The organism is Arthrobacter sp. MDB1-55 (assembly GCF_059092925.1).
Genome location: NZ_JBNHID010000002.1, coordinates 903320 through 919898 on the forward strand (window position 1 = coordinate 903320; position 16579 = coordinate 919898).

The following is a 16579-nucleotide window of genomic DNA, read 5'->3' on the forward strand; positions in this document are numbered from 1 at the left end:
CTACTCACCATTCCTTCAGGAGAACCATGCCTACCATCACCTATGTCCAGCCCAGCGGCCAGTCCGACACCGTCACCGTGGAGGACAACACGTCCCTCATGCGCGCCGCAGTCGCCAACAACGTAAACGGCATCGTGGGGGAGTGCGGGGGACAGGCGATGTGCGCCACCTGCCACGTCTACGTCCGTCCCGAGTTTGCAGATGCACTGCCCGACATCAGCGAGGACGAAGAGGAGATGCTCGATTGCACCACTGCCGAACGAACCGACGCCTCCCGTTTGGGCTGCCAGGTTCGCGTCAGCACGGAATTGGACGGCATCGTCGTCGACATCCCTGAGGGACAGGTGTAGGCCGTGAGCGTTGTCATTATTGGGGGAGGCCATGCCGGCCTCCAGGTCGCCGATTCGCTCCGTTCCGGTGGGTACACCAAACCAGTCATCATCATTGAGGACGAGCCGGAGCTTCCCTATCAGCGCCCGCCCCTCTCCAAGGATTACCTGGCTGCTTCAGGGAATCCCGAGCCGCTGCCCCTGCGCACGCCGTCGTTCTATCAGGACAAGGACATTGACCTGAGAGCGGGCGTGAGAGCGACGGACATAGATAGGGACGCCAGCACGGTCACGCTCTCGGACGGATCGGTCCTTAATTACGAGCACCTGGTTCTCGCCACCGGCGCACGCAACCGCGAGCTGGCGTGTGCTGGCGCAACACTGGAGGGTGTACGGGGCCTGAAGACTCTGGAGGATGCCCGGGCTCTGCACAGTGCGCTGGCCACGGCACGGAACGTGGTGGTGGTCGGCGCCGGCTTCATTGGGCTCGAATTCGCAGCAGCAGCGCACGCCCACGGATGTTCCGTCACAGTCCTGGAATTCGCCCCGCGGCCGATGGGGCGGGCGCTGACTCCGACGACGGCGGAATGGTTCGCACGGAAGCACCAGGAGAGCGGCATCCAACTGCGGCTCAATGAAGGTATCGACCATTTCGACGTCGGTCCTGACGGCCGCGTCGGTGCTGCAGTGTCAACTGCCGGTACTACGTACCCGGCTGACCTTGTGGTGGTGGGTATCGGCGTCGTACCGAATGATGACATCGCCGCCCGCGCCGGACTCCAGACGCAGAATGGAATCCTCGTCGAGTCCACACTGAGGACCTCGGACCCCTCGATCCTCGCTATCGGGGACTGCGCCAGCTACCCGAGCGTCCATACCGGGGCTGTCACCCGACTGGAGTCCGTTCAGAACGCAGCGGCCCACGGTCGCCATGCAGCCCAGACCATCCTCGGAACGCTGACGAACTACACGGATGTTCCCTGGTTTTGGTCGACGCAGGGCAAGCTGCGCCTGCAGATGGCCGGTATCGCCCAGGCGGACGACGACGTCGTAGTCATCGGGAATCCGGGTGCCGCCGCCTTTTCAGTGCTCTGCTACCGCGACGGTCAGCTTGTAGCGGTTGAATCCGTCAACGCGCCGGCCGACCACATGGCAGCGCGCAAGCTGCTTGCCGCCGGTCGCGGACCGGCTCCCGCCGAAGCGGCAGTGGCCGGCTTCAGCCTGAAGGAATACGCACGGGCCGCCCTTCTCGCCGCAGCCTGAAACCAATCCTGAAACCCATCGCATCCACCTCATTCACCGTTCATCCCAGGAGAAAACATGTCCGCAGTATCGGCAGCTGCCGCGTCGAAGGCGACGCAACGGCGCGTCGCGTTCGCCACAATAGTCGGCACCACCATCGAGTGGTACGACTTCTTCATCTACGCCACGGCCGCCGGGTTGGTCTTCGCACAGGTCTTCTTCGCGCCCGCCGGTGAATCCATCGGTCTTCTGCTGGCGTTCGCTTCCGTAGGTATCAGTTTCCTCTTCCGGCCGCTGGGAGCATTCCTTGCCGGACACTTCGGGGACAAGATCGGCCGACGTCCGATGCTGGTGGTGACGCTCATCCTGATGGGTGCGGCAACCACGCTGATCGGCGTTCTACCCACCTACGAAAGTATCGGCGTCCTCGCGCCGATCCTGTTGCTGCTGCTGAGGATCCTGCAGGGGATCTCCGCCGGAGGTGAGTGGGGCGGCGCCGTCCTCATGGCCGTCGAACACGCACCGCGCGACCGCCGGGGCCGTGCAGGGTCCTTCCCCCAGCTCGGCGTCCCGCTCGGCATGTTGCTTGCCTCAGGGGTCACCGCCGTCATGACCGGCTGGGTTTCCCCGGGCGAGGCGTTCATCGAATGGGGTTGGAGGGTTCCCTTCCTCCTGAGTATCGTCCTGATCGCCGTGGGCTACATGGTCCGCCGTGCGGTCGATGAGTCACCCGTCTTCGAGGAAATTGCGGCCCGTAAGCAGCAGACCAAGGTTCCGGCAGCTGAACTGTTCCGCAAGCACTGGCTGTTGGTGCTCCTGGCCGCTCTGGTCTTCGCCGGAAACAACGCTGCCGGTTACATGGCGACCGGAGGGTTCATCCCCAGCTACGCGACGGCAGAGGTTGGGCTGGACCGCACCGACGTACTCTTGGCCATCACGTTCGCCGCTGCGATGTGGTTCATCTTCACCTTCATCTCCGGGTTCCTGGCCGACAAGATCGGTCGCAGGAAGACCTACCTGATTGGGTTTGGATCGCAGGCGTTGATGGTCTTCCCGCTGTTCTGGCTCATCGACACAGGATCGTTGCCGCTGCTGTACGTGGCGCTCGGCCTCTTCACCATCGGACTCGGGCTGAGTTACGGTCCGCAGGCCGCCTGGTACAGCGAGATCTTCCCGGCATCCGTGCGCTTTTCGGGAGTATCCATCTCCTACGCTCTTGGTGCCATCCTCGGCGGAGCGTTTGCCCCAACCATCGCGCAGGCGCTGATCCAGAACACCGGAACCAGCGCGTCCGTGTCGCTGTACCTGTTTGGCATGACCGTGCTTTCCACGATTGCGGTCCTCATTCTTCGGGACCGCAAGGGGATTGATTTGTCCATCGATAATCAGGCGGAGCAGGAAGTCGGGGCCACGGTCTTCGACAAGCGCCGCGAACCGGCCTTCGAAAGGGCTGGCGCCTAGGCTCTCCCACTCCGTCAAGGGCTGGCTGTCCCGGACTCCTCCGGGGTGGCCGGCCCTTTCTGCTTCCCGGAACGGGCGGTCATCCATGCTCAGGCCTCGTCTGCGCTTCGAAGGTTTAGCGGATCGTCCATAGGGAAGGCTCATATCGCTATGTTGCTCCACCGCTATGCACACCTAGATTTAGCGCATCGGTACAAATGATCCCCTGTTTTGCAGTGCAAAGGAGCATGTATGTTCGGCAACCATTCCTCGGGCCGACGGTCGGCGCTGGCCGCATCGGTAATCATCGTTCTAGCCGGCGGTCTAGCAGCCTGCAGTAGCCCAGGAGGTGAAAGCGCTCCTGCTGCTCAGGAAGGCCCTGTGGATATCACCTTCCAGTCCTGGGTACCGAACATCGATCAGGCTGTGGACGCCTATAACGATTCTCAGGACGAGGTGAACGTCACGCTCGAAACCATCACAGCGGGTCCCGACGGTGGGTACGCGAAGATGCTTTCGGCGGTTCAGGCCGGTAACCCCGCCGACGTCGTTCAGCTTGGGTACGACGCCATCCCGGACTTCCTGGTCAATGATGCACTTGAAGACATCACTGAGTATGTCGGAGACCAGGAGGAGAAGTTCGTTCCCTGGCAGTGGCAGACCGGCGTCTTCAATGACAGCGTTTATGCTGTTCCGCAAGCCAGCGGACCCCTCGGTCAGTTCTACCGCAAAGACATCTTCGATTCCCTGGGCATTGAGTACCCAACGACCTGGGACGAGTACTACGAAGCCGCGAAGAAGATTCGGGCTTCGGACCCTGACCGTTACATCACCGCGTTCGCCTTCAATCAGGCTCCTTGGCTGATTGGTCTGTCCCAGCAAGGCGGTGGAAACTGGTTCACGCCAGAGAACGATGCGTGGACGGTCACCATCAACGATGACGAAACTCTCAAGGTCGCAGAGTTCTGGCAGAAGATGATTGACGAGGATCTCGTCAAGATCGAAGCGGACTTCTCGAGCGAATGGAATGCGGACATCCAGAGCGGCAACGTCGTCACCTGGATCTCCGGATCCTGGGCTGACGCTATCCTCCGCGGTACTGCTCCCGACACCGCCGGGCAGTGGGCTGTGGGCGCGGTGCCTCAGTGGAAGGCCGGGGAGAATGTCTCCGCAACGTGGGCTGGTGGTTCCGCGAGCGCTGTGCTCAAGGGGTCGGATAATCCGAAGGAGGCCGCTGAATTCGCTGCCTGGCTCAACTCAGATCCCGAAAGCGTCAGCATCCTGACGAGCGTCGGGGCAGGCTGGCCGGCTATTGCCGACACGGCGTCTATCGCTTCCCTCCAGGATGATCCCGAAGTCTTTGCCTTCTACGGGGGACAAGACATCTGGGATGTGTTTGCGGAGTCCGACAAGAATGTCGACAACTCCTGGAAGTGGCCACCTCTGTCCTCGACACTCTTTGCATCCCTCAGCGACAACGTGAAGAGTGCGGTCGAGAGTGGAACCCCGCTGACAGACGCCTACGACAAAACCCAGGACGAAATGAGCAGTGCGCTCAAGGACAAGGGAATTTCGGTCAATTGAGCCAGACCCGAACGGCGGGGCGAGTTACTCGCCCCGCCGCTGTCCCAACATCTCGAAATCACAAAGTAACCACACCTCGAGGCAAGGCTAGGCGGCATCCCAACCTGGCTTTGGTGGTTTTGGTAACGCCCTTCGCTGCCATGTTTGCTGCATTCTTCATCGCTCCCATCGTCTATGCAGTCGGCGACAGCCTGTTTTCTACGAAGGCATCAGGACTTGGATTCGGGGCTCCTGAGAAGGTTTTTGTTTTCCTCGACAACTACGCGGCGGCGCTGAGCAATCCCTCATTCGTCGCGAGCCTCGGACGGCTGCTCGCATTCGCCGCCATCGAGGTGCCGCTCATGGTGGTGACAGCCGTCGGGCTCGCTCTGCTCATCGATTCGGCTAGTGCACGGTTCCCCCGGCTTTTTCGTGTCGTGTTCTTCATTCCTTACGGCGTGCCTGGAGTGATTGCCGCGTTGCTCTGGGGCTTCCTGTACATCCCGGCAACGAGTCCGATCCTGCAGGTCCTGTCGGCCGCAGGCATCAGCGTGAACCCATTGGACACGAACAGCATTCTGTTCGCCATCGCGAATATCGCGTTGTGGGGTTTCGCCGGTTACAACATGTTCATCCTCATCGCTGCGCTGAACGCCATCCCGTCCGAATTGTTCGAAGCAGCGAAGATTGACGGGGCTTCGGAATGGGCCATCACGTGGCGGATCAAGCTGCCCCTCGTGCGCCCCTCCGTCATCCTCGTCACCGTTTTCACCATCATCGGGACCCTGCAGCTTTTCGTCGAACCCCTGGTCCTGCGTCCCCTGACTACAGCGATCAGCTCCGACTACACGCCGAACCTCGCCGCGTACAACCAGTCCTTCTCCCAGGGCAATCCGAACCTTGCCGCAGCTATGGCAGTGATCGTCGCCGTGCTGGGCTTCGCCTTCTCCTTCGGATTCCTCCGGCTCGTGAACCGCAAAGGAAACCGCGCGTGGTAAGCCAGAATCAACGCATCCGTCCGCCCCTGACGAGCTCGATCGCAGTCAACAGCGTGCTCGTGATCGCCGCCTTGTACTTCCTGCTGCCGATCCTCTGGGTCCTTGTTGCAGCGACCAAGAGCCCGGGGGAGCTCTTCAGCAGTTTCGGGCTGTGGTTCACGAACTCACCGCAGGCTTGGGAAAATCTCCGGAACGTCTTCACCCAGGACGGCGGCATCTTCACCGCCTGGGTGCTGAATAGCGTCCTCTACTCAGCGGTCGGTGCGCTGGCCGCAACAGTGTTATCGGCCGCCTGCGGCTATGCGATCGCCAAGTATGCCTTCGCTGGGCGGGAGCTGTTGTTCTCGATCATTCTCGGTGGAGTGCTCGTTCCTGCTACAGTCATCGCTCTCCCTCTGTACTTCCTCCTCAATGCAGTGGACCTCACCGGCACCTACTGGTCAGTCCTGCTACCCAGCATGGTGAGTCCCTTCGGTGTGTACCTTGCACGGATCCATGCAAACGCCGCAGTGCCGGATGAGATCATCGAAGCCGCACGCATCGATGGCGCGGGAGACCTGCGAATCTTTGCAGCGATAGCGACCCGCATGATGTCGCCGGCACTCGTGACGATCTTCCTGTTCCAGTTCGTCACCATCTGGAACAACTACCTGCTCCCCTTGGTCATGCTCAATGAGACGAAAACCTTCCCTCTGACACTCGGACTGACCCTGTGGAACTCCCAGACCCAGCGGGACCCGATGTTCTACCAGCTCGTTGTCACCGGTTCGGCGCTGTCGGTGGTCCTCCTCGTGGCGCTCATGATCGGACTTCAACGCTTCTGGAGAGCTGATCTTACGGCTGGGGCAAGCAAGGGATAGGTCGCCCCGCCCGCGTCGAAGGCTCATATGACGTACGACGTCGTCAGTGTCAGCCTTTGCGCTCGGACCGATAAGCGGTGGGGCTCAGCCCGTGCACGCGCCGGAACTGCCGGGAGAAGTAGAACTGATCGTCCATGCCGATCGCGCGTCCCACCTGCGCGACCGACAGGACGGTGGTGTCCAGCAGCAGCCTTGCGCGCGCCATCTTGAGGGCAAGGTGGTGTGCCAGCACCCCTCCGCCTGTCGCTTCCCGGAAAAGCTTGCTCAGTTGTGACGACGACACCCCGACCAGGGCTGCAAGGTCAGGAACACGAATGCTTCCGTCGATACGCTCTTCCAGGAACCGCATCGCCTGTTCGAGCGGTGCGCCGCGCTCCGGGGATCGGCGGTCGACGGCCAGCAGGGTCAACAGGCGCCAGGCCAATCCGGATGTTGCGATGAGGCGGGCGGGCGACTGATCCCTCTCGAGATCGGTGACAATCTCGTCGAGTATCGCGGTAAGCCGGTCGACGGCGACGAGCCCAATAAGGGGCCGCTCCTCGCTGATGCCGGCTTCCCCAACAATTTCGGGCACATCTGTTCCCCGCACATGGCACCACCAAATGGTCCAGGGATTCTGAGCCAATGCTCCATACGCGTGCGGTGTCCCCGTGTTTCCGGGGAGGACTACTGCCGTCCCTTTCTCGACCTGACTTCGGACGCCACCGACCTCAACCCAGCCACTACCGGCAACACAGAGCATGACGATTGTCTCGGGCGCTCCTGACGGGCGCCGCCGTCCATGACTTTCAGCACGGGGAAAGAAGCCGGCATCGGTGACGACCATCCGCCGGGTAACCGGGCGGCTGAGCGCATCGCGAATCAGGGGCCGGGGCACCACCACCAGACGCTGATGATCAAAGCCGGTTGCCCGCTCGACCATGGGCTCTTCGGAATCGGATCGTCCATGCATGCCTCATTATGTGCCATGGTGAACCATCAATTGAATTCCTAGAGTTGCTTGTGTGACCCTAGCCAATGACGCCAAGAGCTCGATTACCCTTCCTCCAGCCCCTGCCGATCAGCGGGCATTGCTTGACGACGGCGGTGTGGCCTGCTGGAGCGAACCTGTTTCCATCGACACCTACGAGCCCGAGGCACCGGACGAGTATCCGCTGTTCCTGGACCGCCGGGTGTATCAGGGCTCGAGCGGCCGCGTTTACCCCATCCCGTTTACCGACCGGATCTCCACTACAAAGAAGCCGCGGTTATGGCAGGCCATCCATCTTGAGAACAAGTGGATCCGGCTGATGATCCTGCCTGAGCTCGGCGGACGCATCCACATCGGTTATGACAAGACCAACGACTACGACTTCTTCTATCGCAACAACGTCATCAAACCTGCCCTGGTGGGGCTGGCCGGCCCCTGGATCTCAGGCGGAGTGGAGTTCAACTGGCCGCAGCACCACCGTCCGGGTACCTATCTGCCGGTGGAGACCGCCGTCGAGCGTTCTGGTGACGGAACCGTAACCGTGTGGCAAAGCGATCTGGACCCACTGCAGCGCATGAGGGGAAGCCACGGAATCCGGATCCGCCCAGACAGCTCCGTGATCGAGGTGGCAGTTCGGCTCTACAACCGTACCGACATGCCGCAGACGTTCCTGTGGTGGGCGAACGTTGCAGCACGGGTCCACGAGGAATACCAGTCCTTTTTCCCGACGGACGTCAACTACGTTGCAGATCACGCACGCCGGGCCATCACCGCCTTCCCCCGTGCAGACAGGCCGTACTACGGCGTCGACTACCCGGCCCTGATGAGCGACACCAACCCGGACGCTGACCGCATCGACTTCTACGGCAACATTCCCGTCCCCACCTCGTACATGATCACCGACACCCAGGACGATTTCTTCGGCGGGTATGACCACCGCGCGCAGGCAGGCTTCATCCACTGGGCTGACCGCTCGATCGCCCCGGGAAAGAAGCAGTGGACCTGGGGCACCGGTGCCGTCGGTCAGGCCTGGGACAGGCTCCTGACAGACACCGACGGTCCGTATGTTGAGCTCATGGCCGGCGTCTTCACTGACAATCAGCCGGACTTCAGCTACCTCGCCCCGGGCGAGACGCGCACCTTCAACCAGTTCTGGTATCCCATCCACGCCATCGGCCCAGCACACCAAGCCACCCGCGACCTTGCAGTCTCCCTCGAGGCTCGGGCCGGCTCTCCGGAGTTGACGGTTGGCGTTTCGAGCGCGAGGACTCTCGACGACGCGCGGATTGTCCTGCAGCGGGACGGGCGAGTGCTGTGGGAGACGCGCGCTACCCTGGCGCCCGGCGCCCCCTTCACCTCCACTGTCATGCTCGACGACGACGGCGGCCCCGGGCTCACGCTGCAGGTTTTCCACGACGGTGGCGAACTGATCAGGTGGACGGTTCCCGCCGCATCCACCGATACCCCCGAACCGTGGGTTGCTACCGAGCCGCCGTTGCCGGCCGATGTGTCCTCCAGCGACGAGCTCTACATCACGGGCACGCACCTGCAGCAATACCGGCATCCCACCCGATCCCCTGCCCCGTACTTCCAGGAAATTCTCGACCGCGATCCACACGATTTCCGCGCCTGCCTTGCCCTGGGTGACTGGCACCACCGCCGTGGTCAGTACGGGGAGGCCCGCGAGCTCTATGAGCGGGCCCTTGCGAGGCTGACCCGTCGGAACCTTAATCCGCCAACGGGCGAGGCGCACTACCGGCTTGCGCTTCTGGCCGAGCGGGCGGGGCAGCTGAGCGATGCGGGCGTCTTGTTCGGCAAGGCCGCCTGGGATAAGGCCTGGGTGCATTCGGCGCGACTGGGCGCATCGCGCATCGCACTCCGGGCCGGAAAGCCCTTGGAAGCCTTGGAATCCGCCCGTATCGCCGAAGCTCACGACCTGCTGAGCCCTGGCCCGCGGCACGTCAGGATCCTCGCGTTGAGTCAGATCGGTAGGGGCACCGAAGCGGCGGAGCTCCTCGAACGATGCCTTGCTGACGACCCGCTGGACCCGGTGTCGCAGGCGCTCGCGCATGGCCTGACGCCGCTCGACCCGCGAACGGTCCTCACCGTGGCATGCGAACTGTGGCGCCTCGGTGATCGTGACACAGCCCTTGCCCTCACCGCCCAACCGCTGACATCGACGCTGAGCACCTTCGGTAATCAGGAGCCCCTGCGGCACTACCTCCGGGCACTGTGGTTGGATGCCGCTGGAGAAAGCGGCAAGGCAGCGTCAGAGAGGGCGGAGGCCCGCGCGTCGGACACCACCTTTGCCTTCCCGTCAGGCCTCGACGAATACGATGCGCTGACGGCAGCCGTCACTGCACAACCGGAAGACCCGGTGGCGCATGCCCTCCTGGGCGCCTGGCTCCTCGACGCCGGACGCATCGACGAGGCCGGCCGTTCACTTGAGCAGGCGCGGCGCCTGGGTTCAACCGACGCCGTGGCGTGGAGAAACGCTGCCATCGCAGAGGTCAACGGAAACGGATCGATGGCGGACGCATCGCGCTTCTTCGATCAGGCTCTGACGCTTCGTCCGGGAGATCCTCGATTGGTCTTCGAGCGGGCGCTGCTCGCCGAACTTGCTGACGAACCGCGTGCAGCGCGCTTGGCGGCAATCGAACAGCATTGTCCGGGAGTACTCGTCCGTGATGATCTCACCCTGCACTACGTGAATCTGCTGGTCGACGTGGGCCGTTCGGAGGAGGCTCTGGTGATCATGCAGGAGCGCACTTTCCAGCCCTTCGAGGGTGGAGAAGGGCAGGCGCTTGCCGCCTACGACCGCGCGTCCCTCGCCGTTGCGCGCTCCCTGATCGCAACCGATCCATCCGCAGCGGTGGAGCTTCTAGCCGCAGGCATCGAGGCACCGCTCAACCTTTCCGAGGGGCGCCATCCAGCAGACATCCTCGCTCAGCGATACGTGCTGCTTGGTGAAGCGCTTGAAGCGACGGGGGACAACGAGAGGGCCCGGGAGGCACTGATACGAGCATGCGCGCGGAACCGTGCGTTCGCCGTCGGGCGCGCGATCGATGAGCAGGACTACTGGCGGGGTGTCGCGCACGCCCGCCTGGGCGATGCGGAGGGAGCATCGGATGTGTGGGCTGCGCTTGAAGCGCGGGCCGCCGAACTGGAAGCCGTGGGCCCGCACGTGGACTACTTCGCCACGTCGCTGCCCGAGCTGCTGCTCTTCGCACGAAAGCCGGAGGCAGAACAGGACTTGCTGGCTGGCAGGCTGAGGGCGCTCGGCGAGCAGGGACGAAACCTACGCATAAGGGAAGGCATCACACGATGAACGAGCGGTATCTGGGGTCAGGGACGATCGACTCCACTGACTCCACGCTGACCGGACCGGTTCCCGGGCACCTTCCGGACCGGCTGACGATCTGTCTGTGGGACTTCTCCTGGTACACGCGAGCGGAACCGGGCGGACCATACGCGGATCTCGACGCAGCGTGTGCTGAGACCGCGGCGCTTGGCTATAACGCCATCCGCATTTGTGCGGCACCGCTGCTGCTCTTTGGGGAGCTTGGCCTGGATCAGATGGCGCGGTCGCTGGAGATCGAGGGTCTCGGCGCTGCGCCGGGCGGAGGGTTCTATGGGGAACGTACCCGCTGGTATGACGCGCCCGGCGGTTACGCCATCAACTTGCATGACCGATTCCAGGAGTTATTCGACTCAGCTTCTCGGCACGGACTCGTCGTCCTGCTGGCCAGTTGGGAGTTCCAGCAGAGCCCCGCGTTCGCCCGGTCGGAGGAGTGGTTTCGGGCTATCGACCGGGTGGCGATCCAGGATCGATACACCGTCTTGGCTGAGGCATGGCATCGGCTCATTACCGCGGTGACGGACGCCGGCTACCGGGAGCAGATCGCACTGGTGGAATTGCACAACGAAGTGGACTTCTCGATCCTGCCGGCACTGCACGACGGCGGCAGTGCGGCGGTCCTTCGCCTCCGCGAACAGCATCCGGACCTGCTCATTACCGCAAGCTTCGGGAAGCCTCCACACCTCACGATGCATCAGCTGCCGGATGGGCTCGGTGCCGCCCAGTTCCACATCTACAGCTACGGCGTGCTCGATGCGTTGCAGAAGCGGATAGACATCAGGTCCGAAAGGAGCGCCGGTTTTCCGAATGTTGAGTTGCAGGCGCTGCTGAACCCGGATGCGCCGACCCCGGCCGAGTATGGGCGACCGGCGGAGTGGAAATACCAGGCCACGGTTGTAACGGACCAGATGGTGTACGGGTACGACTGGGTGGATGCCGATGCCTGGGACACCTGGCTGTACAACGAGTACGGCACCTACCGGGAGGTCATGCGCCGCGAGATCGAGTCGCGGGTGACTGCGGTTGCCGGGTGGGCGCGGTGGCAGCAGATTCCGGCACTCATCGGGGAGGGCTGGATCGGTTACACGCCGCTGAATGGGAACTTTGAGGAGGGTCCGATAGGGCGGGAACTCGCTGAACACGGTATCCGGGTAGCGCTGGAGCAGGGCGTCTGGGGGATGGTGCTGGGATCCAACGCGGCGCCGCATCACCCGATGTGGTCCAACAAGGACTGGATCTGGCGAACCAATGCTTTCATCCGGGACTACGGAAGCGCGACCACGAAGGGGTAGATGTACGACGCTCCAACGACCAGTATTCGCTGAGGCTTCGATCCGTAGTCATCCTACGGACGAGCCTGACTACTCCGGGAGTCCTAGACCGGTGTGCCGTTCCAACTGCTCCAGAAGCTCCGTCTGGAAGGCAGAGCTCAACACCGCTCGGTGCGGCGTTCGCTGCTGCTGGTGATACCAGTAGCCTCCGGTCCGGGCGATGCCGCGGTCGATGTTGCCGGCGTCTCCAAGTGCGAGCTCCACCTGGGTGAGGTGCCCCAGCTCCAGATCGTCCGGGGCGCTGGGACCGCCCATTTGAGTGGGCACCCATCCCGGATCTACCGCGTGGGTTTCCACGTCCAGCCACCGAGCCGCGACCGCTGCCGACAGTGCGGTGACATACAGCTTGCTGTCTGAGTAGGAACCCGGCCGCTTGCCAGCATGTGACCAGTCAACCCGACGCCAGATTTGTGGAGCCGGACTGATGCATCCCGCTGCTCAGGTAGATAATTCTCCGTGGCTTCTGCATGCTCGCGGTCAGCACGTACGGTGCGAGCGTGTTCACGGCAAATACGTCACGGCCGCTGTAGACGCCGGCGTTATGGATGATGGCGTCGAACGGCCCAAGGTGATCTGCCTGCTCCGCTACCTGAATGGTTTCCTGCAGGTCCGCCAGATTCCCGAAGACTGCGCCCACCGCCATCCCGCGGTCCTCCACCAGATCCGCGAACCGGGATTCCTCCCTCGCATGCAGCACCACTTCATGATCGCGGTGCATCAGTTCCCGGGCGGCGTTGAGCCCCAGTCCTCCGGCCGAACCGGTGATCAAAATCCTTACCATGGTCCTCCGCGCTTAGTTGAGATGACGGGTTCTGCCGGCGGCACGAGTGTCCTGCCCTCGCCCGATCAGTTATGACAGCAACCGTAGATCGGGAATTCCATCTTGGGCGACGCTTCGCTCGATCCGTAGATCTTCGTCATGTTGGCACTCAGGGCAGCCGGCTTGCCTACACTGGGCTCAGGTCATGAGTGCCAGCATCGAGCCCCGGCTTGCTGGCCGGCAACCCTCCTTCCGCGGCGGGGTGCCCCGGGTGAGGACCTGGCTGTTCGGCGAAGGGCCGGACGGCAAGCGCGGCCCGTGGTGCTTTGAGCATGCCGGGCCCAGATCACAGGAGCCTTGAATGTCCAACGGATGGTCCTTCGAAACACGCCAGATTCACATCGGGCAGGAGCCCGACGCCGCCACCGGTGCCCGTGCACTGCCTATCTACCAGACCACGTCCTTCGTGTTCCCGAGCGCCGAGAGCGCGGCGAACCGCTTCGCCCTGGCCGAACTGGCGCCCATTTACACGCGCATCGGCAACCCGACCCAGGACGCGGTGGAGCAACGGATAGCAAGTCTCGAGGGTGGCCTGGCTGCCCTCCTGCTCAGCTCCGGCCAGGCGGCCGAGACCTTCGCAATCCTGAACATCGCCGAATCCGGTGACCACATCGTCGCCAGCCCTAGCCTTTACGGCGGCACCTACAACCTGTTCGCGCACACCCTGAAGAAGTTCGGTATCTCGGTCACGTTCGTCGACAATCCTGACAACCTCGACCAGTGGCGTGATGCCGTGCAGCCGAACACCAAGCTCTTCTTCGCCGAAGTTGTGTCCAACCCGCGTCAGGACGTCCTCGACATCGAAGGCGTCTCCCGCACTGCTCATGAGGCAGGGGTACCGCTGATCGTCGACAACACCCTCGCGACGCCGTACCTGATCCGCCCGCTGGAGTGGGGCGCGGACATCGTGGTTCACTCCGCCACCAAGTACCTCGGCGGCCACGGCGCGGCAATCGCGGGTGTGATTGTGGACTCCGGCAAGTTCGACTTCAGCAAGGACCCTGAGCGCTTCCCAGGCTTCAATACCCCGGACCCCACCTACAATGGGCTGGTTTACGGTCGGGATCTGGGGGAGGGCGGCGCCCTCGGCGCTAACCTGTCCTACATCCTGAAGGCACGCGTCCAGCTCCTGCGTGACCTGGGCTCGGCGGTCTCGCCCTTCAACGCCTTCCTCATTGCGCAGGGTCTGGAGACACTGAGCCTGCGCGTGGAACGCCACGTCTCCAACGCCGAGAAGGTTGCCCGCTGGTTGGAGGAAAGGGACGACGTCGAATCCGTCGCCTACGCGGGCCTCCCGTCAAGCCCCTGGTATGAGCGCGGCCGTAAGTACGGTCCTAAGGGGACCGGCGCCATCGTTTCCTTCAACCTGGCGGGCGGTGCTGAGGCTGGAAAGCGTTTCGTGGATGCGCTCGAGCTGCATTCACACGTCGCGAACATCGGGGACGTCCGGTCCCTGGTGATCCACCCCGCATCCACCACGCACAGCCAGCTTTCCCCGGAGCAGCAGGCCGTTGCCGGGGTGACTCCCGGACTGGTCCGGCTCTCGGTGGGACTGGAGCACATCGACGACATCCTGGCGGATCTCGAGACAGGCTTCCGCGCTGCGAAGGCATCGACAGGAGCTTAGTGATTCGGTTGCTGGGGTGACCCGCAACAGGTGACGAGGCTGCACCATTGGTCTCGCTGGTCCGATTCCAAAGCTGAGGACCAGCGAGACTTGGCGATGAGCACACCGCGTTCAGCTGCAGGGAACCAAGAAAGTATGCAAAAAGGTTTGCGCTCACCTGAGAAGCGTGTTTTGCTAAGAGTTGAGCAGTGGGGACTCTAGGGGGTGGTAACGGATGAACAGGCGATTCGGTCGAGCTGTTGCTGTTGCTGCGCGGGCCTCGCTGATCGGCGGCCTCAGCGCACTAGGTCTTCTGGCCCTCTCCGCTACCGCTGCTAACGCTGACGACGGCGGGCAGCAGGGCCTCCTGGGGTCCGTCACCTCCGTTGTTGAGGAAGTTGTCGCTCCATTGGAGGCGCCTTCTGATGTCGTCGGTAAAGTTTCTGATCTCGATGGCGGCGTGAGTGCTGTTCGTTTAGTCGCACCGGTTGCCGGTGTGGTCGATTCGACGCTGTCTCAGGTGCCGGTGGTCAACAACGTTTTACCTGCTGATGCCGTCACCTCCGTCACGCAACCCTTATTGGAACCTGCCGACACAGCGCTGTCTCCGGTGCTCACTCCGGTGGGCGAGGTTATTGAACCCGTGCTGGACGTCGTGAACCCCGTCATCGACGCGGTCGACCCGGTGCTCGAAGTAGTTGATCCCATCATCGAAGTGATTGATCCGGTGGTGGAGGTTGTCGATCCTGTAGTTGATCCGATCGCGCCCACGGCTCCCGAACCTGCACCCGTCGTTGACATCGATGCACCGGCTGGGGCTGCTCCTTCCGATCCAGGCGCGGATCACCACAACAACAACTTCACTGATCCCGATGGGGTCGCTGGTTCAGAATCGGATGCCAGCTCCTCGGGCAGCGCAAATGGTGCGGTGTCCGGTGGAACAAGAGAAAAGCCTGCAGTTGCTAAATCTCCTGCGCATGGTCCGGTGAAGGTAGCTTTCGACAGCCGCCACGCTCCGATAGCAGCGGCCGGTATTGAGCACCACGTTGTGGAAGCGCCTGCGTTCACGATCACAAACGGGCAAACCTCTACTGTTTTGTTCGGTTCCCTAACTGGTGACACAGGTACTGGCGGGGGCTCGTCCGGCTCGACGATGTCGGGTGGCTCCGGTGCCGCTGATGCCCTTACTTCTTTCTTCAATTTCGGTCTCTCCCTGATGGCGTTCACACAGTATGGACAGTCATCCGAGCTGCCGCTGAATCCTACGTTCGATCCCGGTTCTACTCCTGATTGATGAGCTGCCGGCTGCCCTGAAGAGGCGGTAAGTCAGCTTTCCTGCGGCGCAGAAGACGCTGCAAACAAACATCAAAAATCAGGAGTAATCATGCATACGTGCATACAACGAGGGATCAAAGTATTCCTCCTTGCCGGGGGCATTCTTGTCCTCGGCGCCGGGGCGGCCTCAGCCGCTGAACCCGGCACAGATAGCAGTTTGCTCGGAGGTGCGGTCGCCGGTGTGGACGTGGTGGCTCCCGTGAATGTTGGCGGGAATGCGATTTCGGTGATCGGTGATTCTTCGTCGACTGGTTCGGATTCGTCTTCGACTGGTTCGACTTCCGGTGGCGTTGTGAACGGCGGCGGGGACGCTGACCACTACGGCTCTGCTGGCCTGCTCGGCGGTGTGGTTGCCGACGTTGACGCTGGCGTTCCAGTGAATGTCGGCGGGAATGCGATTTCGGTGATCGGGGATTCCTCCACGGGTGGTTCGGATTCGTCCTCGGACGGTTCGACTTCCGGTGGCGTTGTGAACGGTGGCCATGGTGATGGCTACACCGGCGGCACCAACGACGGGTTGCTCGGCGGTGTGGTTGCCGACGTGGAGGCTGTCGTTCCGGTGAATGTTGGCGGGAATGCGATTTCGGTGATCGGTGATTCCTCCACGGGTGGTTCGGATTCGTCTTCGACCGGTTCGACTTCCGGTGGCGTTGTGAACGGTGGCCATGGTGATGGCTACACCGGCGGCACCAACGACGGGTTGCTCGGCGGTGTGGTTGCCGACGTG

General features: G+C 62.6%; 13 protein-coding genes, 1 pseudogene and 1 riboswitch. Of the genes and pseudogenes, 11 read left to right on the forward strand and 3 right to left on the reverse strand.

Annotated elements, in window-relative coordinates; genetic code table 11:
* Window positions 1-26 precede the first annotated feature (26 nt).
* The 6 genes from AC5RU3_RS11555 (at window position 27) to AC5RU3_RS11580 (ending at window position 6432) form a co-directional block, all read left to right on the forward strand.
* Complete coding sequence (locus tag AC5RU3_RS11555) at window positions 27-350, forward strand: 2Fe-2S iron-sulfur cluster-binding protein (RefSeq protein ID WP_309070847.1); 324 nt, start codon at window positions 27-29, stop codon at window positions 348-350.
* 3 nt (window positions 351-353) lie between these two features.
* On the forward strand, window positions 354-1592 hold the full coding sequence (locus tag AC5RU3_RS11560) for an NAD(P)/FAD-dependent oxidoreductase (RefSeq protein ID WP_493965594.1): 1239 nt from the start codon (window positions 354-356) through the stop codon (window positions 1590-1592).
* 57 nt (window positions 1593-1649) lie between these two features.
* A complete protein-coding gene (locus tag AC5RU3_RS11565) occupies window positions 1650-3032 on the forward strand; it encodes an MFS transporter (protein ID WP_493965595.1) in 1383 nt (460 codons plus the stop codon).
* Between the two features lie 360 nt (window positions 3033-3392).
* Complete coding sequence (locus tag AC5RU3_RS11570) at window positions 3393-4595, forward strand: ABC transporter substrate-binding protein (protein ID WP_309070844.1); 1203 nt, start codon at window positions 3393-3395, stop codon at window positions 4593-4595.
* Between the two features lie 113 nt (window positions 4596-4708).
* Window positions 4709-5572 (forward strand): carbohydrate ABC transporter permease, encoded by an 864-nt coding sequence (locus AC5RU3_RS11575; protein WP_493965596.1) that lies wholly within the window; start codon window positions 4709-4711, stop codon window positions 5570-5572.
* Window positions 5566-6432, forward strand: a complete 867-nt coding sequence (locus AC5RU3_RS11580; RefSeq protein ID WP_493965597.1) for a carbohydrate ABC transporter permease — start codon at window positions 5566-5568, stop codon at window positions 6430-6432. The genes AC5RU3_RS11575 and AC5RU3_RS11580 overlap by 7 nt, the downstream gene beginning before the upstream one ends.
* Before the next feature lie 49 nt (window positions 6433-6481).
* Here the strand turns inward: AC5RU3_RS11580 and AC5RU3_RS11585 are convergent, their stop codons facing one another.
* Window positions 6482-7384 carry a helix-turn-helix domain-containing protein gene (locus tag AC5RU3_RS11585; protein ID WP_493965598.1) on the reverse strand — a complete coding sequence of 301 codons (903 nt, stop codon included), beginning with the start codon at window positions 7382-7384 and terminating at the stop codon, window positions 6482-6484.
* Between the two features lie 52 nt (window positions 7385-7436).
* On the opposite strand from AC5RU3_RS11585, the gene AC5RU3_RS11590 reads away from it, so the two are divergent.
* Both AC5RU3_RS11590 and AC5RU3_RS11595 read left to right on the forward strand, forming a co-directional pair.
* Entirely contained in the window at window positions 7437-10730 is a 3294-nt protein-coding gene (locus AC5RU3_RS11590) for a DUF5107 domain-containing protein (protein WP_493965599.1), read from the forward strand.
* The gene (locus AC5RU3_RS11595) at window positions 10727-12052 is read left to right on the forward strand and encodes a cellulase-like family protein (RefSeq protein WP_493965600.1); all 1326 of its coding nucleotides are present in this window, start codon (window positions 10727-10729) and stop codon (window positions 12050-12052) included. Before AC5RU3_RS11590 ends, AC5RU3_RS11595 begins: the two co-directional genes overlap by 4 nt.
* A gap of 69 nt (window positions 12053-12121) precedes the next feature.
* On the opposite strand, the gene AC5RU3_RS11600 is transcribed toward AC5RU3_RS11595, so the two are convergent.
* Both AC5RU3_RS11600 and AC5RU3_RS11605 read right to left on the reverse strand, forming a co-directional pair.
* Entirely contained in the window at window positions 12122-12388 is a 267-nt protein-coding gene (locus AC5RU3_RS11600) for a hypothetical protein (RefSeq protein ID WP_493965601.1), read from the reverse strand.
* Between the two features lie 94 nt (window positions 12389-12482).
* Window positions 12483-12872, reverse strand: coding sequence for an SDR family NAD(P)-dependent oxidoreductase (locus tag AC5RU3_RS11605; RefSeq protein ID WP_493965602.1), 390 nt, complete (start codon window positions 12870-12872; stop codon window positions 12483-12485).
* A gap of 180 nt (window positions 12873-13052) precedes the next feature.
* Window positions 13053-13169, forward strand: a riboswitch (SAM riboswitch).
* Between the two features lie 43 nt (window positions 13170-13212).
* Here AC5RU3_RS11605 and AC5RU3_RS11610 point away from each other — a divergent pair.
* From AC5RU3_RS11610 to AC5RU3_RS11620, 3 genes and pseudogenes are all read left to right on the forward strand, one after another.
* Window positions 13213-14538 (forward strand): bifunctional o-acetylhomoserine/o-acetylserine sulfhydrylase, encoded by a 1326-nt coding sequence (locus AC5RU3_RS11610; protein ID WP_493965603.1) that lies wholly within the window; start codon window positions 13213-13215, stop codon window positions 14536-14538.
* 388 nt (window positions 14539-14926) lie between these two features.
* The gene (locus AC5RU3_RS11615; protein WP_493965604.1) at window positions 14927-15811 is read left to right on the forward strand and encodes a hypothetical protein; all 885 of its coding nucleotides are present in this window, start codon (window positions 14927-14929) and stop codon (window positions 15809-15811) included.
* 90 nt (window positions 15812-15901) lie between these two features.
* Window positions 15902-16579 (forward strand): annotated as a pseudogene (locus tag AC5RU3_RS11620) (hypothetical protein); the annotation flags it as partial.